Source organism: Paenibacillus sp. BAC0078, assembly GCF_054483875.1.
On the sequence record NZ_JBTLRW010000032.1, the window covers coordinates 25792 to 45811 of the forward strand.

The window sequence follows — 20020 nt, forward strand, 5'->3', positions numbered from 1 at the left end:
AATGACCGCTGGCTAGAAACCTTAGATCTTGAAGTTCTCCACAACAACCTGCAGTTTCTCCGCTAGTGAGGAGAGGAAGGCAGCGGAGGATTCGACTTCCTCCATTGCAGCAAGCTGCTCCTGTGAGGAGGCGGAGAGTGTCGCGGCGCCGTCAGCCGTCTGGTTAGAGATAGCAACAATCTTCTGGATCGCTTCAACGAGTCCTTCCGAGATCAGTGCAAGCTCGCGGACCGTTGCCGAAATCTGCTGGCTTTGTGCAGACATGTCGGAGACGGAAAGCTCAATCTCGGAGAAGGAATGACCGGCAGACTTGATCATTTCCTGACCCTGCTGCATCTCATGGGAGGAATGCAGCATCGTTTCCCCGGCCTTGTCCATCTGGGTAATAATCAGACTTACCAATTCGCCAATTTGTCTTGCCGATGCAGAAGAACGCTCTGCGAGCTTGCGAATGGAGTTAGCGACAACGGCAAAGCCCCGGCCTTCCTCTCCGGCGCGCGCAGCTTCAATAGCAGCATTCAGCGCCAGCAGATTGGTCTCTTCCGCGATACTGGTTATCGTACCGATAATATTCTCGATTTCTTTGGAGTGGCTGCCCAGCGTTTCAATGATGGCTGATAGGTCGTCGATGCTTCCGCCCACAACGCCCATTTGAGAGGTGGTGGATTCCATCGACTCCCGGCCGGAGCGGGCTTTTTGGGCATTGTCTGCAGCCTTGTTCATTGCGCTGTCCGCGTTGCCGGCTATCTCGGTGATAAAGCGTGACATATCCTGTACAGCCTTAAAGCTTCCCTCAAGGTCATGCAGTTGGGTGTTCGCGCCATCTGCCAGCTCAATGGTAATATTCACACTATGCTCCCCGGCCCGGTTCGTTTCCTGGGCGCTGGCGGACAGCTCCTGGGACGAAGAGGCGACCAGCATAGAGGTATCATTGACCTGGGTAATCAGGTTGCGCAGATTCAGCGTCATCGCGCCAATGTCGCGTGCCAGTGTCCCGATCTCATCCTTGCTTGTGAAGAGCAGCGGATCGCGGGTAAGATCTCCCTTGGCAACGGTGTTCACTGAGCTTGACAGCTTGGTCAGCGGACTTACCATCCGGCGAATCAACAGATAGGCGGCAAGGATCGCCATGACCAGGATGGAGGCGCCAATAATGAATGGCTGAACTATGATATCCATCGTCCGTTCCTTGATTAACGGGCCGTCAAAATTGATAGCCATCAAGGCAATAATTGGTTTTGTGGGATCATGATCCTGGTAAATGGGGCCGTATCCGGTTTTGAGCGAGATTCCTTGGTATGTATAAACCTTGGAATATGCGGAATGCTTCATGGTAGTTATCATTTTTTTGTCTTCATCCGTGAAGTAGAAGGAATCCCCTGCTTTGTAGCCTCTTTTCTTCAGGTTGGCATCAGCAGCGAGTATTTTTCCATCCAGAGACAGAATAAAGGCCTCTTTAAAAATAGGCTTATGCCCCACGATCCAGCCAATCTGGTCTTCAACGGCGGCAACCTTGCTGTTATCTCCGCCGGCGAGTGCTGATATATCAGCGGGATCAACGAGACCGGTCGTAATATTGGCGCAGCCTACCAATTCGATCCCGGCAGCTTCATCCACTTGATGATACGCAGTGCGGTATCCGAAGAATCCAATGGAGGACCCGACAAGAAGCAACACGACGAGCATCATCCAGGTTAATTTTGTAGCCAACTTCATTATTTGCATCACCAGCCCTGACTCTTATTGTTTTCAGTGATATCTGCTATCACTGCTGCTACGATTATATATCATGACTGATAGTAGAGTATTAGCAAGAATATAGTAATTTTGTGTCGAATGGGCTACGAAAGGATTGAATCATGGCCTGTGGTAATGGTACGCTTGGAATAGGATAAACGGACTGGGAGCTGAAAGGGATGTCGCAACAAATTGATCCGCTCGTAGAGCAGCTAGGAGTATCCATGTGGAAGGTTCAACGCAAAATTGCGTCGCAGATGTCCCTGCATAAGGAAATCGGCCTTACCGTGCCGCAATTCGGACTGCTGCGGATGATCGCCCAGGAGAGAAACGCGCGCGTCATTCAACTGGCTGACAAGCTGGAGGTCAAATCCAGTGCAGTTACGGTAATGCTGGACCGTCTTGAGCTGCTGGGCCTCAGTGCGCGTGAGCCGGATGAGAATGACCGGAGGGCCGTAATTGTCACCCTCACCACGAAGGGTCAGAGTGTGCTTGAAGAAGCGAAATACCGCTCGCTGCTGTTGCTCACCGAGCATTTATCAATCCTGAAGCCGGAAGAGCTGCAAAACCTTGCCGACTATTATTTGATGCTTGAGAAGCAGGAACGTTGACAGCAGCAGCTTGAACAATAAAAGCCGCGCTCCGTAAATCCGGAACGCGGCTTTTTATACGTATAGTTTATTCTGCTTTTTTCACTCTATCCGGAAGCTGCATAACATAGCTGTTCGAGAGCTGGCGCAATCGCAAAGCGCGGTTGTATTCATCCTCGGTTCCAGCAGGTGCCTTGCCGCCGGTTGCAAGAGTGAACTGGGTATTATCCTCGAAGCTGTTGCCGGGAATCAGCAGCCCGGAGCTGGCGATAAAGGAGCCGGTTGGCAGATAGTACCGCTGCGGCAGCAGATTGTAAGACTGGCTCAGCAGGTCCTGGCCAAAATGAATATTGTTGTCCATTGATACACCCAGCAGACTGGCTGCAGTAGGCATAATATCCACTTCGCCTCCAACATGATCCACCGTCTGCGGCGAAATGGCACCCTCTGCATGAATGATCAGCGGGATATTGAGCATATCGGCATATTCATAATCATGCCCGTAGATTTCCGTCATTAATTCCTTGTCATCATGGTCCAGCGAATAAATCGGCAATCCCATATGGTCTCCGTAGACCATGATCAGGCTGTCGTCCCATATTCCATTCGCCTTAAGCTCATCCACGAACTGTCCGAACGCATAGTCGGCATAGTTCTGGGCACGGATATAGTCACCGACGAACGTGCCTTCATACCGCTCCGGCAGCTTCATCTTGTATTTTTCCGCAGGAATGGTAAACGGATGATGGGCAGACATCGAAATAACCTGGGCGTAGAAAGGCTTGCTGTCTGCATCCATTTCCTTCAGCTTATCTGCGGTTTTGCGGTAGAGCACTTCATCCGAAGGGCCGAAGAAAAAAGTATCCTCGTCGCCAAAAAACTTATGATCATAATATTTCTCCCAGCCAAGCGCGTTGTACAGCTCCCCACGGTTCCAGAACTCCACATCATTGGTGTGGAAGGTTGCTGTCTGGTAGCCGCTATTCTGCAGCAGTCTTGGCAAACTTGGCAGCTCTTTGTCGACATAGGACATCGTTGCCGCGCCCTGAGGCGGAATGTAGAAGGAGGAGTTGACTACGAACTCGGCGTCCGATGTATTCCCTTGCCCGACCATCTGATAGAAGTTAGGAAAGTACATGCTGCTCTTCATCAGGCGGTTGAGGTTCGGCGTAATCTCTTGTCCGTCCACCTTCAGCCCGAGCAGAAAGTTCTGGAACGACTCCAATTGAAGAATAATCAGGTTCTTGCCTTTGGCGGCGCCCTGAAGCGGGGAGACAGCGGCACTGTCTTTACCCTTCAATTTGTCGATTGTATCCTGCGTAATTTCGCTGGCGTTCACGATCTCCGGTTTGTCACTCGCAAATATCGTGTAGGCCTCATAATTCAAAATACCCATCTCCTGCGCCTTCTTGATCTCATTCATGCTGGCTTTGTTGGGCAGGATATTGAACAGGCAGAGGGCCAGCGAGACGATGAACAGAAGACTGTGCGAGAGTTTCCCGCGGTGGTAATTAATGTTATCCTTCTTATAGGTCCGACCCTTTTTATTGAAGAAAAAGTAGAAGCCCAGAACGATAATATCGGCAAAGATCAGCAGATAATACGGGTCCATCAGCGAGAAGACGCTGTTGCGTACAGCCGTAACCTGATTCACCTGCTCCGCCGCATGATAAGTGACGATGACTCCGTAATACTTAAAGTACATAATGGCGGCAAAAAAGATTGCGGTAACGAGCAAATTGACCGTCATATAATAGCCTAGCTTCCGCTTGGAGGCAAATCTCTCAATCAGGGCAAACAGGGCCCAGACAAAAGGAATCTCAGTTAACAGGGTTTTCCAGGAAAGCAATTCGCCAAAGATAACGCCCCAGGCCAAAAAGCTCTTTAAAATAAATAGAATCGAGAAAAATACGAATGGTTTGAAAAGCCACCTCTTAAATGTTGGGGATGACACAGCTTCGCCTTCTTTCTGCAAAATAAACACACCAATTCCCGGCTGCACCCTTATCAATAGACCTAATTATGCAGCGCTGGGTGAGGAATGTCAAAAATCAGAACAGCCGTATAACCTTTGGGGAAGGCGTAAATTCAATTGCCAGCGCGTGAAGCGGAGATTATCTGCCTGATCAGGGATTATACAGTGTTATAAGAACGAAAATGGCCCCTCGCCTGCAAAAAAGGCGTGGACATGGAGGAGGCGGAACATGGAGTACGCAGAGGTATCGTTGTCCGTGCGGGCGCTGGTGGAGTACGCCTTCAGCAGCGGCAGCCTGGAGCCGGGCTTCCGCAGCGGTGCGGCAATGGCCGAAGGCACACGTATCCATCAGCATATTCAGAAGCAATATAAGGAAGGCGACCGCAAAGAGGTCTATCTGAAGACAGAGCTTCCTTATGAAGGCCTGCTGTTCATCATCGACGGACGCTGTGACGGCCTGCTTGTCCGCGAGGATGGAAGCCTGATTGTAGAGGAGATTAAGTCTACAGCCGGGCCTCTGGATTCCACCTTCGAAGGGCGGGAGGTTCACTGGGCGCAGGCGCTCATGTACGCCTATATGATTACGCTTGAGCAGGAGCTTCCTTCTATTGAAGTCAAGCTTACCTACGTCCGCAGAGGCAGCGAGGAGCAGCATAGTCTGTACAGGCAGGTGTCCAGAGAGGAGCTTACGGTCTTCGCGATGGACACGGTGGCAAGATATGCCCCTTATGCGGAGCTGAGGGTCGCGCATGAAGGGAGGAGGGTGGAGAGCATCCGCGGGCTGGCTTTTCCGTTTGCCGCCTACCGGCAGGGGCAGCGGCATTTCGCCGCAGCCGTGTACAAGACGGCTGTGGAGGGTGTTAATCTGTTTGCCCAGGCGCCTACAGGCATCGGCAAAACGATGTCAACGCTTTTCCCGGCGGTAAAAGCACTCGGTGAGGGCAAGCTGGCGGCCATCTTCTACCTGACGGCGAAGACTGTCACGCGGTTTGCGGCGCAGGAGGCGGTCCTGCTGCTGATTGCCGGCGGCCTTCATCTGCATGCCATCACGCTGACCGCCAAGGAGAAGGCCTGCTTCCGCGAGGAGGGACTGTGCGGAAAGGACGGCTGCCCTTTTGCCGAAGGGTATTATGACCGGATAAATGAAGCGGTGCTGGATATGCTGGCGCATGAAACGCTGATGACGCAGGAGATCATTGCGGAGTATGCCCGCAAGCATCAGGTATGCCCGTTTGAGTTCTCGCTGGATACAGCCTATGCCTGCGATATGGTCATCTGCGACTATAACTATATCTATGATCCCCGGATCAGCCTGAAGCGGCTGCCGGAGGAGCGGAAGAAGAAGACGGTGCTGCTGGTGGATGAGGCCCATAACCTGGTGGACCGGGGCAGGGAAATGTACTCCGCTTCTCTGACCAAAGCGCCGTTCCTGGCGCTGCAGCGGCAGTATAAGACGGTGAACCGCAGCCTTGCCGCAGCCGCCAAAGCGGTGAATGCTTTTTTCATCGCCCTGCGCAAAAGCTGCGGCGAAGAAGGAGAAGGACATTGGCCGGATTACCCGGCGGAATTGCCTCAGCTGCTGGAGACCTTCGCCGCTGAGGCGGAGCTGGAGCTGCTTAGTCCTCCCTCTACGCTCATTGCACCGGATGCGGAAGAGGCGGGCAGTCTGCTGGACACCTATTATGCGGTACAGGGCATGCTGCGCACCTTCAAAACCTATGATGAACGGTATGTAACCTATGCTGAGGTCCAGCGGGGGGATGTCGTGCTGAAGCTGTTCAATCTGGACCCGTCCCACCTGCTGCAGCAAATGGCGAAGGGCTTCCGCAGCCAGATTCTATTCTCTGCAACGCTATCCCCGATGTCCTACTACCGGGACATGATCGGGGCGGCCGAGGAAGATTACAGCCTGAGCGTTCCTTCGCCCTTCCATAAGGAGCAGTGGGAGGTATCCGTGCTTCCGGTGTCCACCCGTTACCGCGATCGTGCCGATTCCTTCCTTCCGCTAAGCGATGCGCTGGGAGGAATGGTTGCAAGGAAGGGCAATTACCTGGTGTTTTTTCCTTCTTATGCGTATTTGCAGAATGTCTTAGAGGTGTTTACGGACAAGTATCCAGATGTGACGACTCTCGTCCAGGGAAGCGGGATGAGCGAGCAGGAGCGGGAGGAATTCCTGTCCTCCTTCCGGCCGGACAATCCGAAGACGCTGCTAGGTTTCGCTGTGCTCGGCGGGATTTTCTCGGAAGGTGTGGATTTGCCCGGCGACCGCCTGAACGGGGTGATGGTCGTCGGTGTCGGCTTGCCGCAGGTGGGGCTGGAACGCAACCTGCTGCGGCAATATTTTCAGTCCCAGGGCAAGAATGGCTTTGATTATGCCTACGTCTACCCGGGTATGTGCAAGGTGCAGCAGGCAGGAGGAAGGCTGATCCGCAGCGAGCAGGACAACGGAATAATTGTGCTGGCGGATGACCGTTTCCTGCAGCACCCGTATGTGGAGCTGCTCCCGGAGGAGTGGAGAGACTACCTGGTAATAAGTTGAACTTAAAAACATCATAAAAAAGGTAGGAGTGCGGAGGGGAAGTTTGGAACTGGAGGAGCGGTAGCGTCCGCCTTTATGTTTGGATTTCTACCGCGATCAGTGGTTCAATCAGAGAAATCCAAACATAACAGCGGCCGGAAGTCCAAACATTCCCCGCAGTTACGACCAAAACCTAATATGAAAATCTAAAGTTCAACTTATACAGTTATGGGCTGATAGCGTATAATCTTTGAAAAGGCATACATTCGAATATTACAGGAGGGAATATGATGACGCTGAATATAGGGATTGTAGGGACAGGCTGGTTCTCCAAGGTGCATGCGGATTTGCTGGCGGGAATGGAGGATGTGAAGTTGCAAGCCGTGTGCGGAAGCAGCAAGCAAAAAGGGGAGGAGATGGCTCTCCCTTATGGAGCCGCCGGCTATGGCGAAATTACAGAGATGCTGGATGCTCACAAGCTGGATGCAGTATATATTTGCGTACCTCCTCAATCGCACGGAGCGATTGAGCGTGCGCTGATCCACAGGGACATCCCCTTTTTCATTGAAAAGCCGCTGGGCTCAAGTACGGAGATTCCGGCAAGTCTGCTGGAGGACATCAGGGCGCATAATTTGCTGACCTCTGTAGGCTATCACTTCCGTTATCAGGAGAACATAGCCCGGCTGAAGAAGGCGCTTGGCGGCGACAAGGTGGGAATGATTGTCGGACAATGGATGGGCGGTATGCCGGGAGTCGCATGGTGGCGCAACCAGGAGCAGTCCGGCGGCCAGTTTACGGAGCAGACGACGCATATTGTTGATTTGCTGCGGTATCTTGGCGGTGAAGTGTCGGAGGTATATGGCATGTTCGGCAACCGGATCATGCATGAGCAGCATGAGGGTGTAACGGTGGCGGATGTAGGTACTGTGTCGCTCAAGCTGAACAACGGCATTGTCGCGAATATTTCGAATACCTGCGTACTGCCCGGAGAGGTAGGGCGTGTTGGTCTGAGCTTCTATAATGACAATGGCCTGCTGGACTGGAACCCGGAGCGGTTGCTTGAGGTGCGCAGCGGCGACAGCAAGGAGTATGCGAATACGGGCAATCCTTACGCCGCTGAGAGCGAAGCGTTCCTGTATGCGGTGCGGACCGGTGACCGTTCGCGTATTCTCAGCGACTATGAAGATGGCTACAAGACGCTGAAGGTGACCTGTGCAGCGTACGACTCGGCGCAGAGCGGACTGCCAGTGAAGCTGTAAGAAAAAGATAGACCCGCCGGCTCAGCGCTGCTGAACTGGCAGGTCTATTGGCCCAAGCCGGGGCGGCCTAGTGGAGGAAAACCGCGAGGAGAGCCGGCGCAACTCCTATGGACAGCAGCGCCGTCAGAATCATCGCGATACTGGAGATGGTGCCGGTCAGCGAACTCAGCTCGAAGGCTTTGGAGGTGCCCGTACCGTGTGCAGCGGTTCCCAGCGATACACCGCGCGCAATTTCATTGTCAATGCGGAAGAGGCGCAGGACAGAAGGCCCCATCAGCGTACCCAGCACCCCGGTCAGAATTACGAAAACTGCCGTAATACTCGGAACGCCGCCGATGCTTTGCGAGATGCTCATGGCGATCGGTGTAGTTACCGAACGAGGTACCAGGCTGGTGGCGAGGTCGCCGCTGAGATGCATCCATTTGGCCAGCAGCATCGAGGAGAGTACTGCCATTACCGTCCCTGACAGCACGCCTGCCGCAATTTCGGCGGCGTGCTTTTTGAGTACCTTGAAGTTTTTATGAAGAGGGATTGCAAAAGCGATGGTTGCCGGCTGCAGCAGATCCGTTAGCCATTTGCCTCCCGCATTGTAGGATTCATAGGGAATTCCCGTCATCAGCAGGAAGCTGATAATCAGCAGCGGCGTAATGATGAGCGGGGAAGCGTACATTTTATTACTGGAAGCATAGATTCGTTTGGACAGCAGATAGACGGCGACAGTCAGTACAAGCAGCAATAATCCGGTTATCATGATCCTCTACGCTCCTTTACCTTAAATATAACTCCCGTAAGCAGCCCTGAGCTGGCCATTACGGCAAAGGTACCGACCAGCACAACCGCCAGCACTTGAAGGCCATCCGCTTCGAGCAGCCTGGAATATTTCATAACACCTATAGCTGAAGGGATAAAGAACAGCAGCAGCTCGGCGAGCAGCCAGGATGCTCCGACTTCTACCCAGTTCAGGCGAATGACACCGGATTCCAGCAGCAGGAACAGAACAATCATGCCGATGATGCTTCCGGGAATGGGAATATGGAGTAGTGGGGTCAAAGAGTTGATTAACATTGAGAATATGGTGAGTCCGGCTACCTGCAGCAAGCCTATACCAAGCTTTTTCATAAGGCTACGCCCCTTTCATTACTGAAAGTTTACATCCATTTCTTTCATAGGTAAAATGAATAGAATGAATAAGTGACATTCCATTTATCTATACAAGGAGGCGGCGAATTTGGATATCCGGCAACTGCAGTATTTCGTCCAGGTAGCCCGGCTGAACAGCTTCTCCAGAGCGGCGGAATCGCTGTACATCTCCCAGCCGACAATCAGCAAAATGATCCGCAATCTGGAGGAGGAGCTTGGGGCGGACCTCTTTTACCGCGAGGGCAAAAGCATCCGGCTGACGGATGCCGGAGAGATTCTGCTGACCAAGGCGCAGAACATCGTGGGAGCGTTCGTGAGCCTGTCCTCGGAGCTGGACAGCCTGCGCAATTTGAAGCAGGGCCACATCCGCATCGGGCTGCCGCCGATGGTCGGTGCCAGCTTCTTTCCTGCGGTAATTGGCGAGTTTCACCGCCGTTACCCGGACGTGACGATCCGCCTGCACGAAGACGGAGCCAAAAAAGTGGAGGATGATGTAGAGACCGGGCTGCTCGACATCGGAGCAATTGTGCTGCCGGTGAATACAGCGAAATTTCACTGCTTCACCTTTGTAGAGGAGAAGCTCGAACTGCTGGTGCCTGCGGGACACCGGCTGGCCGGAGCGGCGGCTGTGCCGCTGAGGGAGCTGGCGGAGGAGGAGTTTGTGCTGTTCCGGGAGGATTTTGCCCTGCATGACCGGATTATCACTGAATGCGTTAAGGTAGGATTTCAGCCCAAGGTCGTATATGAAAGCTCGCAATGGGATTTGATCAGCCGGATGGTGGATGCCGGAATGGGAATCGCCCTGCTCCCGGAGACCATCTGCCGGGACATGGACCGTACGCGGATTTCCGTGGTGCCGCTGACGGAGCCTGTCATTCCCTGGCAGCTCGGTATGATCTGGCGCAGAGACCGGTACTTGTCCTTTGCGGCACGTGAATGGATAAACTTCGCGATGAAGGTGCTGGGGGAACGGTATTTGCCGCCGGGAGCCGGAGAGAAGAAATAACGAAATTAAATATTGTATTGTGATCGACATATTTTTCTTTTTTTTCAAAATATGTTTTTTGGCATCATGAATTATGATAGGGATGAAGTTGATAGAGAGAAGGTGAGCAATCATGAGCCTTTACCAAAATTACCCTGTTGAACTTTTAAAAGAGTATAGAGAAGATGAACTGTTTATTACTATAGAGAGTCTTAGAAGTGAGTTGCTTGAGGTTGCACAGGAGCGCAGTCTCAGCGATCACGTGGTTCTGGAGCTAAGCCAGCGTCTGGATGGCTACATCGTGATGGCCCAGAACAAAATGATGGAAAGTTTGCGCAGCCGCAAGAGCGCAGCAGCTGCTTACGGGAAGAAACCAAAGACCCACAGGGCGCGAAGCAAAGCCGCGCTGCAACAATAAATTTACTATTTGATTTTGTAATATGTGAAATTTCTCCAAAACCTTTGAACTGGATGGCCCCACTTTGTGGGGCCATTTTGTTGTGCTTTCTATAAGCATCACCTATAATGGCAATTAATAGAAGGGCATTATCAGAGTTAACGGAGGGGGTGGCCGGGTGGAGGCGAAGTTGACAACCATACGCTCAGAAATTGAGAAACATCTATCCCGCTCGGGTTATAATCTCGCTTCGTTTGCGAAGGTTTCTGGCCTGAACCGCGGAAGTCTCAGCGCTATTCTTCATGGGAACCCGCCTAAGCCAATTTCTCTGCGGCAACTTGATGCGTTCACTAGAGCCTTCGGATTTCCGGAAGGATGGTTATATCCGTTATATGTGGATGAGTGCTTCAGCGAGGAGAGGATCTCCCGCCGCCGGGTGGAGCCTTTTTTAATCCGTTGTGCCGAGCTTGGCAAGCAGCATTGCATAGAGGATGTCTTAAGCCGGATCATGGAATATTCGAAGCCGCTGGATATTTTGTATTCCGTGGCAGAGAAATTATTCGGCAGCGGGAGAATCCAGGAGTCGGTTATTTTCTATAAAATTATCGTAGACAATGAGCAGGACAGCTATTCTGAGCGTATGGCCATCAGCCAGTACCGTATTTTCAAGTCATTGGAATCCGTCGTGGATAAGGAAGAACAACTGCGGGCAGTTATCACCTTTGAACCTTTTCGCGGACGTCTTCCAGAGAATATGCAGCTTGATGGGCTGCTTAAGCTGGCCAACGTCTGCTTCACACTGCACAAGTGGAAGGACGTGGAGAAGTACGCGGATGAGCTGAGAGCACTCGCTAACGGGATCTACCGGGAGCAGCTCAGGAAAAAATCCGGCAGACGCCACGAGGAATTGAATCTGGAGCGTCCGCTTGTCATATATTACGGCCACGGTTATCTAGCCAAGGCAACCGCACTTACCAAACAGGGCAACTATGAGGAAGCAAAGAAATATACCGCCGGATATGCGGACCTGAGCTGGTTTGAAATTCTGGACGAAGAAGGACGGCATATTGTGGAGAGCTTCAGCCTTTTTGCCATAGCCAACGGGTTTACGCTGGAGATGATGATCGGCAATGAGGAGGCCCTCCCGGCTTATACAACCTTCTTGGCTGACAACCCCGGTGAAATATTGCCCGGTCTGGTTGTCATTGTAGAGTCGGCCAACCGCTACGGCTTCTCTGTAGACAATGTTCTCGCGCAGTTCTCCCGGGAAATGGTGCGATTTGAGCAATTTATGGACCCGATCAACATTGACCGGTTATATCGGCTCCGCTATCAAATTTCGATGTACCTTCTCGACCGTGAGTTGTATAATCAAGGGGTAGACAGTATTCTGCAGTCGCTTCAGTTGGCCATCCGGCTGAACGGTGCCAGCAACATAATTGATTGTGTAACTTTGTTTGAGACGTATAGGAATTATGCGACCGAGCAGCAGCAACAGAAATATGGCGAAACTATAAGGGAGCTGAGGAAAAATGAAGAAAACACTGTTAATGGCATTCAGCGTTCTGGCATTATTTAGCTTCATCCTGATCGGACCAGAGGCACCTGCAGGGCAAGGCGGATCTTTCAAAGTGCTGGAGCATGGAATGGGCTTCTAAGCTGACCCTCAAAGTCGGACAACCACCCCCCGCCTTCATGGCAGGGGGTTCTTTGTGCTGCCCGGAATGGAGAAGCTGCTGTTCTTCATTCCGTAATAATTGATAACGGATACAACAATTGACAAAGAGTCATGGCGAAAATATAATTAGGTTGCCTAATTAATAGCATGTTTAAATATTTGTATACCTAATTAAAATGGAGGTGGGCACATTGGGATAGATCAAGAAAATCCAGTCGCGCACCGGCTTTTCTCCGCACTCCGGCATTTACGCAAAGCTCATTGGCAGCAGACGGTAGAGGGACATAAGCCTAGTGAGATGACTTTATTAATATGCATCGCCAAACGGTCACATGCAGCGGATGAGGGAATGAAGGTTTCCGAGATCAGCCGATTTTTGGGACTTACGCCCCCAACTGTTACGCAGCTTATCAACAGTCTTGAGGCCAAGCAGATGGTGGTGAGACAAGCGGATGCCTCCGACCGGCGGGTTGTGCGCATCAAGCTCACGGAGCAGGGGAGGATTATTACCCGCAGGGCGAGGGATCATATGGAGGCTACTCTTAACAGGCTGGTGGAACATTTGGGCGAAGACGAGTGCAACCAATTGGCAGATTTGCTGCAGAAGGTGCATAGGTTCATAGAGGACAATCCGCCGCCTAATCTAGACCGGTTACAAATGAACGGAGATGAGAAACGTGATTAAATTATTGAAGCAATTAAAGCCTTTTAGGCTGGCTGTAGCAGCGGTGTTAATACTTGTGTTTCTGCAGTCTATGGGGGATCTGTATCTTCCTACCCTGATGAGCGACATTGTTGACAAAGGGATTGTGCAGGGAGACCGCAGCTACATTTGGAGAATCGGCGGCTTCATGCTGCTGGTTGCAGCGGGAGGCGCCCTGTGTTCGATCATTGCCAGCTATCTGTCGGCAAAAATCGCCGCCGGCTTCGGCAAGAACACCCGCTCGCGGATGTTCAATCATGTGGAGAACTTCACCCTGCATGAATTTGACAAGCTGGGTACAGCCTCGCTGATTACACGCACCACTAATGATATTACACAGGTTCAGACCGTGCTGACTATGATGCTGCGCATGATGGTCGGCGCACCGATGATGATGATCGGCGGGATTATTATGGCGGTCTCGGAGGATGCCAAGCTGTCCTTGATCTTCGTAGTAGTTATTCCGCTGCTTATCGGCGCGATTCTCTTCATCGGCATGAAGGGGCTGCCGCTGTTCAAGGCGATTCAGGTCAAGCTGGACAAATTGAACCGCGTGCTGCGCGAGCATCTGACGGGTATCCGTGTCATCCGCTCGTTCAACCGGATTAGCCATGAGAACGAACGGTTCACTGAAGCCAATAGAGATCTAACGGATACTGCCATTAAGGTTAATAAAATTATGGCCGGTCTGATGCCGCTGATGATGATTGTGATGAACTTCTCGATGATCGCCATCCTGTATTACGGTGGAATCCGGATCGGCGACGGCGATTTGCAGGTAGGCTCGCTGATGGCTTTTATCCAATATGCGATGCAGATCATGTTCTCCCTGATTATGGTATCCATGATGTTTGTGCTGATTCCCCGGGCGTCCGCTTCTGCGCTTCGTATTAACGAGGTGCTGGATATGCAGCCGGAAATTACAGATCCAACGGCTGCGCAGCTTCAGACAACTGCTACAGCGACCCGCAAGGATGGACGTGATGGCATGCGCGGTTTTGTCGAGTTCGACAACGTATCCTTCTCCTACCCCGGTGCGGAACAGCCGGCGCTCTCCGGGATCAGCTTCAGCGCCCGGCCTGGTGAAATTACAGCCATTATAGGCGGTACAGGGTCAGGGAAATCTACGCTGCTCAGCATGATTCCGAGATTCTATGACGTTATTGAAGGCGCGGTGCGGGTAGACGGTGTTGATGTGCGTGAGATGACACAGGAAGAGCTGCGGAGCAAGATCGGATATATTCCGCAAAAAGCGGTGCTGTTCACCGGCACCATCAACGAGAATATACGCTACGGCAAAGAGGATGCTACGGAAGAAGAGATTATTCATGCGGCCAAGGTGGCGCAGGCCTTCGATTTCGTGTCCGCGATGAAAGATGGCTTCAACTCGGAAATCGCCCAGGGCGGCGGGAACGTCTCCGGCGGCCAGAAGCAGCGGCTGTCCATTGCCCGCGCACTGGTAAGAAAACCGGAGGTCTATCTGTTCGACGACAGCTTCTCGGCACTTGACTTCAAGACGGATGCCAAGCTGCGCGCTGCGCTCAAGACCGAGACTACGGAATCGACCGTAGTGATTGTTGCCCAGCGGGTCAGCACCGTTATGGATGCCGACCGGATTATTGTGCTTGATGAAGGCCAGATTGCCGGAATGGGCACGCACCGTGAGCTGATGGAGAATAGCGATGTGTACCGCGAAATCGTATCCTCTCAGCTCTCAGAGGAGGAAATAGCATGAGTGAACAGAATAGTGCAAGCAAAACGGCTCCCCGCCGGCATGGCGGTTTTGGCGGCGGGCGCGGACCCGGCGGTCCGGGTATGGGGCTGCCTCCCGAGAAAGCCAAGGATTTCAAAGGGACGCTGCGCCGTCTGATCCGTTATTTGCGGCCTCGCCAGTTCCAGCTTCTTATTGTTTTTATTATGGCAATTGCCAGTACCGTATTCAGTATTTTCAGCCCTAAGGTGATGGGTAAAGCGACAACCAAGCTGTTCGAAGGTGCTTATGGCATTCTCATGAAAGTGCCGGGAGCGAAGATTGATTTTGACTATGTGAACCAAATTCTGCTTCTCCTGGCTGGCCTATATCTGTTCAGCGCGTTGTTCAGCTATGTGCAGCAGTATGTGATGTCCGGCGTAGCCCAGAAGGTTGTCTTCGATATGCGCGAGCAGATCAACAGCAAGCTGGAACGGCTGCCGCTGAAATATTTCGATTCCCGGACACACGGGGAAATTCTCAGCCGCGCCACCAACGACGTGGACAATATCAGCACTACGCTTCAGCAGAGCTTGACGCAGCTTATTACAGCTATCGTAACCATTATCGGTGTCATTATCATGATGCTGACCATTAGCCCTTGGCTGACTCTGATCACGATCATTACCCTGCCGCTGAGCTTTGTGGTGATCATGGGCATCACCAAACGCTCACAGTCCTACTTCATCGGCCAGCAGAAATCACTGGGACAGCTCAACGGCCATGTTGAGGAAATGTACACCGGTCACCGGATTATCAAGGCTTTTGGCCGTGAGAAGCATTCGCTTGATGAGTTTGACAAAATCAATGATTCGCTATACGACTCCGGCTGGCGCTCACAGTTCATGTCCGGGATGATCATGCCGCTGATGATGTTTATCGGCAACCTGGGTTATGTGCTCGTCTGTGTGGTCGGCGGTATTTTTGTTACCAAGAAAATCATTGATGTCGGGGATATCCAGGCCTTTATCCAATACTCACGCCAGTTCACCATGCCAATTACGCAAACGGCCAATATTGCCAATATTATTCAATCGACGATTGCTTCGGCGGAACGTGTATTTGAGCTTTTGGATGAAGAAGAGGAAGTTCCTGAGGTTAGCACCTCCCTGGCGAAACGCACGGCGGATGCTGAAGAAGGCTCCGTTGAATTCCGTCACGTGAAATTTGGCTACAAAGAGGATGCCATCCTGATTGAGGATATGAACATTGAGGTCAGCCCCGGACAGACTATTGCGATTGTAGGACCGACCGGCGCCGGTAAAACCACGATGATCAACCTGCTGATGCGGTTCTATGAAATCAGCGGCGGGGAGATTATCATCGACGGCGTCAATATTACCGATATGAAGCGCAGCGAGCTGCGCAGCAAATTCGGTATGGTGCTGCAGGATACGTGGCTGTTCAACGGCACAATCAGCGAAAATATTGCCTATGGCCGCGAAGGCGCTACAGAAGCGGATGTGGTGCGGGCTGCCAAGGCTGCGCATGCCGATCACTTTATCCGTACCCTGCCGCTCGGCTATAACACGATTCTGAACGAGGAAGCCTCCAACATCTCGCAGGGGCAGAAGCAGCTTCTGACGATTGCCCGGGCGATTCTGGCCGATCCGTCCATTCTGATTCTTGATGAAGCGACAAGCAGCGTTGATACGCGTACTGAGGTACAAATCCAGAAGGCGATGAACACGCTGATGAAGGGCAGAACAAGCTTTGTCATTGCCCACCGCCTATCGACTATCCGTGACGCGGATCTGATTCTTGTGATGAATCACGGCAGTGTCATCGAGAAAGGCACGCATGTAGAGCTGCTGGAAGCAGGCGGCTTCTACGCCGACCTGTACAACAGCCAATTCTCCGGTGATGATCTGGTAGAAGTAAGTTAAGCTGATGCAATAAATACAAGGCCGAACAATTTATATTTGGCGGCTGCCCGAAGCCCCTCTATTCACAGCAGGCGAAGTCCTAACTGTGTGTAGGGGGGCTTTTTCAGGAAATAAATCTTGAGATAATCTAATCATATCCCTGCACTGTATGCCATTTTCAAAAATTTCTTCGCTGTAGTGTCTGACGAAAAAATCCATATCGACACCAGTTATTCTAAAACCACATTTTTGATATAGAGCCAATTGTCCTATGCTTGAATTTCCAGTTCCAACTTCTATCGTTGTGTAGCCTTGTGACTTAGCTGTTTGAATTGCATCAATTACCAGCTGTTTCCCAATCCCCCGATTATGCAGCGCTTCTGTGACCGCAATATTTACCAATTCTACAGTTTCAGGTCTTGTTGGAAGCAGTACATAAATCCCGATAATTTGATTGTCACTTTCAGCTACATAACATTCTCCCCTTTGCACATATTCCTCAACAAGTGATTGCGAAGGGTCAGCTAATAACAACAACTCTATTGGAGGTGTTTCATCTACACGCAGTTTCCGGATATCCATTTTTCTCCTCCTAAAAACCGAATAATTCCATTCTAGCATGAAATCAACTCAAGTAATGATCACAGGGTTAATTAACAGAGTCGAAAAAAAGGTTTGCTTAAAATTTGCAGCATATATATGATAAGGATATGAAAATGACCCGCGGTTCATTTTTGGCCGGAGGGTGCGAAGAGAGGATGAAAGGAATGTCAGGCTACGGTAAATGGGTGGCAGGCAGCAAGAGCAAGTGGGTTACTTTGCTAGTGTGGATTGCAGTGGTAGCAGCGCTCACTATGTTATGGCCAGGCGTGAACTCCCAGGAGTTGAACAACGCCTCCAACCTTCCTGAAAACTCGCCGTCCGTAAAGGCATCTGTAGTTGCCGAAAGGGAGTTCCCTGCCGGAAGCGGCGTACCTGCGCTGCTCGTATGGCATAAGGAAGGCGGAATGTCCGAAGCGGACCTGAAGCAGATTATCGCTGTATACGGCAAGCTTGAAAAGCAGCCGCTGGAGCATCAGACTTATGTCCCGCCGCTGGGAAAACTGCCGCCGCAGGCGCTTAAGGCCTCATTGTCGGAGGATGGCAGCACGCTGGTGACGCCGGTGCTTTTTGAGAAGACGGCAGACAGTGAACAGCTTCGTGAAGCTCTATCGGCTATGAAAAAGCTTGTAAATGCAGAAACGGGCAGCGAGCCTTCGGCGGCGAAGGTGGATAGCGGAGAGCTTAACCTTCGGGTAACCGGACCGGTGGGGATTTCCGTCGATGCCACAGGGCTGTTCAAGAATGCGGATGTTTCGCTGCTGATTGCCACGGTAGTGCTGGTACTGGTGTTCCTGCTGCTGATCTACCGTTCGCCGATTCTCGCCTTGATTCCACTGGTTGCGGTAGGTTTTGCGTATGGAGTAACCAGTCCCGTGCTCGGCAAAATTGCTCAGGAGGGCTGGATCACTGTCGATTCCCAGGCTATTTCCATCATGACTGTCCTGCTGTTCGGTGCCGGAACTGACTATTGCCTTTTCCTGATCTCCCGCTTCCGTCAGACGCTGAAGGTGGAAGAGAGCAAGGGCAATGCTTTGCGGCGTGCCATTACTCATTCTTCAGGGGCTATCGCGATGAGCGGGTTTACGGTTGTGCTGGCGTTGTTTGCGCTGCTGCTGGCCAAGTACGGTGCTTACCACCGGTTTGCGGTTCCGTTCAGTGTCTCGATTCTGATCATGGGGATTGCCAGCCTGACGCTGGTGCCGGCATTGCTTGCGATCTTTGGCCGGACTTCGTTCTTTCCCTTTATTCCGCGCACAGCGCAGATGGAGGCTGAACGGGCGAAAGCTAAAGGCAAACCGGCTCCACAGCCCAAAGCCTCCACCAAAAAAGGAATCGGCGGCCTCGTCGTTTCCCGTCCTTGGGCCATTGTAGGGGTGACCGTTGTCATTCTGGGGGTGCTGGCCTCGTTCTCCAGCGGAATCAAGTTCACCTATGATATTCTGTCCTCTTTCCCGAAGGATATGGAGTCACGCGCAGGCTTTGATCTGATCGGCAAGCAGTTCTCCCCCGGAGAGCTGGCCCCCGCGAAGCTCATGGTGGATACGCAGGGTAAGGTAGACGGAGAGGACATCAAGGTTGTCCTTAGCGGCATTTCGTATATTGATACGGTGTCCGATCCGCAGCAGGGTGCGGTCAACAAGAACATTCTCGGCTATGATATTGAATTCAAAAGCAATCCGTATTCGCTGGAGGCTATGAGTCACATTCCGGCCCTGCAGGCCTCAGTGGAACAGGCGCTTGTAGAATCCGGTCTGGACAACGCCAAAGACAGCGTATGGATCAGCGGGCAGACGGCAACCCAGCATGATACCAAGGAGCTGGGGGAACGGGATACGGACCTGATTATCCCGGTTGTTATCGGACTGATTACCGTACTGCTGCTGATCTACCTGCGCTCTGTAGTGGCGACGGTTTATCTGGTAGCAACTGTTATCCTCTCCTTCTTCTCGGCCCTCGGCCTTGGCTGGATTATTATTCATTACCTGCTGGGTGCGGATGCTATTCAGGGAGCGATCCCGCTATACTCCTTCGTGTTCCTGGTGGCGCTTGGAGAGGACTACAACATCTTCATGATCTCGAACATCTGGAAAAAACGTAAGGTGATGCCGCTGAAGCAGGCTATCTCCGAAGGTGTTAACGAGACTGGTTCGGTCATTACCTCTGCCGGGCTCATTCTGGCCGGAACCTTCGCCGTGCTGGCGAGCTTGCCGATTCAGGTGCTGGTGCAGTTCGGCATCATCACCGCCATTGGCGTGCTGCTGGACACCTTCGTGGTCCGTCCGTTCCTCGTGCCTGCGATTACCGTTCTTTTTGGGCGCTGGGCCTTCTGGCCCGGCAAACACCAGGAGCTGGAGCGTGCGCTGCCTGGTCGTGAGGACTGAGCGTTAGCGTGAAGAAACAGGGATGCCCGCTGTGCCTTTGAAGGCAGGCGGGCATCCCTGTTGTAGTGAAGGAAGCGGCAGAGCTGCCGTGGAATCAGGCGAAGCGAACGCCGTTAGTGCATACTGAACAAACAACGGCAGAAGTGCCGTTGTTGGAGTGCCGCAGGCGGGTTCTGGGTGAAACAACGGCGGAAATGCCGTTGTTGGAGGTCCGCAGGCGGGTTCTGGGTGGAACAACGGCAGAAATGCCGTTGTTGGAGGTCCGCAGGCGGGTTCTGGGTGAAACAACGGCAGAAATGCCGTTGTTGGAGGTCCGCAGGGATGGCGTAAAGTAAGTTGTGTACCAAGATTTGGAGCCTAGCCAGGCAACAAAAAAGTAGGGTATCCTCGGGATTGCGAAACCACCAAGGAGGAACCCTACTCGATGACTATTGTACCC

The 20020-nt window shown here is 52.2% G+C and carries 15 protein-coding genes and 1 pseudogene; 11 read left to right on the plus strand and 5 right to left on the minus strand.

Going from position 1 to position 20020, the window contains the following annotated elements:
- Positions 1-21 precede the first annotated feature (21 nt).
- A complete protein-coding gene (locus tag ACX1DY_RS30195; protein ID WP_458967813.1) occupies positions 22-1716 on the minus strand; it encodes a methyl-accepting chemotaxis protein in 1695 nt (564 codons plus the stop codon).
- 200 nt (positions 1717-1916) lie between these two features.
- On the opposite strand from ACX1DY_RS30195, the gene ACX1DY_RS30200 reads away from it, so the two are divergent.
- The gene (locus ACX1DY_RS30200; protein WP_458967814.1) at positions 1917-2348 is read left to right on the plus strand and encodes a MarR family winged helix-turn-helix transcriptional regulator; all 432 of its coding nucleotides are present in this window, start codon (positions 1917-1919) and stop codon (positions 2346-2348) included.
- A gap of 67 nt (positions 2349-2415) precedes the next feature.
- Here ACX1DY_RS30200 and ACX1DY_RS30205 read toward each other — a convergent pair whose 3' ends face one another.
- The gene (locus tag ACX1DY_RS30205; RefSeq protein WP_458967815.1) at positions 2416-4281 is read right to left on the minus strand and encodes an LTA synthase family protein; all 1866 of its coding nucleotides are present in this window, start codon (positions 4279-4281) and stop codon (positions 2416-2418) included.
- Positions 4282-4531: 250 nt separating this feature from the next.
- Between ACX1DY_RS30205 and ACX1DY_RS30210 the strand changes: the two genes are divergently transcribed.
- Together ACX1DY_RS30210 and ACX1DY_RS30215 are read left to right on the plus strand one after the other, a co-directional pair.
- Positions 4532-6841, plus strand: a complete 2310-nt coding sequence (locus ACX1DY_RS30210; RefSeq protein WP_458967816.1) for a helicase C-terminal domain-containing protein — start codon at positions 4532-4534, stop codon at positions 6839-6841.
- A gap of 269 nt (positions 6842-7110) precedes the next feature.
- The gene (locus tag ACX1DY_RS30215) at positions 7111-8079 is read left to right on the plus strand and encodes a Gfo/Idh/MocA family protein (protein WP_458967817.1); all 969 of its coding nucleotides are present in this window, start codon (positions 7111-7113) and stop codon (positions 8077-8079) included.
- 67 nt (positions 8080-8146) lie between these two features.
- Here the strand turns inward: ACX1DY_RS30215 and ACX1DY_RS30220 are convergent, their stop codons facing one another.
- Positions 8147-8830, minus strand: coding sequence for a CidB/LrgB family autolysis modulator (locus tag ACX1DY_RS30220; protein ID WP_458967818.1), 684 nt, complete (start codon positions 8828-8830; stop codon positions 8147-8149).
- On the minus strand, positions 8827-9198 hold the full coding sequence (locus ACX1DY_RS30225) for a CidA/LrgA family holin-like protein (protein WP_458967819.1): 372 nt from the start codon (positions 9196-9198) through the stop codon (positions 8827-8829). The genes ACX1DY_RS30220 and ACX1DY_RS30225 overlap by 4 nt, the downstream gene beginning before the upstream one ends.
- A 109-nt stretch (positions 9199-9307) precedes the next feature.
- Here ACX1DY_RS30225 and cidR point away from each other — a divergent pair, with 109 nt between their 5' ends.
- The 6 genes from cidR to ACX1DY_RS30255 all read left to right on the plus strand — a co-directional run bounded on the left by cidR (position 9308) and on the right by ACX1DY_RS30255 (position 16618).
- On the plus strand, positions 9308-10225 hold the full coding sequence (cidR, locus tag ACX1DY_RS30230; protein ID WP_458967820.1) for a cidABC operon transcriptional activator CidR: 918 nt from the start codon (positions 9308-9310) through the stop codon (positions 10223-10225).
- Between the two features lie 112 nt (positions 10226-10337).
- Entirely contained in the window at positions 10338-10622 is a 285-nt protein-coding gene (locus tag ACX1DY_RS30235; RefSeq protein WP_458967821.1) for an aspartyl-phosphate phosphatase Spo0E family protein, read from the plus strand.
- A 157-nt stretch (positions 10623-10779) separates the two neighbouring features.
- Complete coding sequence (locus ACX1DY_RS30240) at positions 10780-12180, plus strand: DNA-binding protein (protein WP_458967822.1); 1401 nt, start codon at positions 10780-10782, stop codon at positions 12178-12180.
- 397 nt (positions 12181-12577) lie between these two features.
- On the plus strand, positions 12578-12964 hold the full coding sequence (locus ACX1DY_RS30245; RefSeq protein ID WP_458967823.1) for a MarR family winged helix-turn-helix transcriptional regulator: 387 nt from the start codon (positions 12578-12580) through the stop codon (positions 12962-12964).
- The gene (locus ACX1DY_RS30250) at positions 12957-14717 is read left to right on the plus strand and encodes an ABC transporter ATP-binding protein (RefSeq protein WP_458967824.1); all 1761 of its coding nucleotides are present in this window, start codon (positions 12957-12959) and stop codon (positions 14715-14717) included. The genes ACX1DY_RS30245 and ACX1DY_RS30250 overlap by 8 nt, the downstream gene beginning before the upstream one ends.
- Positions 14714-16618, plus strand: a complete 1905-nt coding sequence (locus ACX1DY_RS30255; protein WP_458967825.1) for an ABC transporter ATP-binding protein — start codon at positions 14714-14716, stop codon at positions 16616-16618. Before ACX1DY_RS30250 ends, ACX1DY_RS30255 begins: the two co-directional genes overlap by 4 nt.
- Before the next feature lie 111 nt (positions 16619-16729).
- Here ACX1DY_RS30255 and ACX1DY_RS30260 read toward each other — a convergent pair.
- Positions 16730-17179, minus strand: a pseudogene (locus ACX1DY_RS30260) (GNAT family N-acetyltransferase); the annotation flags it as partial.
- 176 nt (positions 17180-17355) lie between these two features.
- Here ACX1DY_RS30260 and ACX1DY_RS30265 point away from each other — a divergent pair.
- Entirely contained in the window at positions 17356-19581 is a 2226-nt protein-coding gene (locus tag ACX1DY_RS30265) for an MMPL family transporter (RefSeq protein ID WP_458967826.1), read from the plus strand.
- Between the two features lie 65 nt (positions 19582-19646).
- Entirely contained in the window at positions 19647-19916 is a 270-nt protein-coding gene (locus tag ACX1DY_RS30270) for a hypothetical protein (protein ID WP_458967827.1), read from the plus strand.
- The last annotated feature ends 104 nt before the right edge of the window (positions 19917-20020 follow it).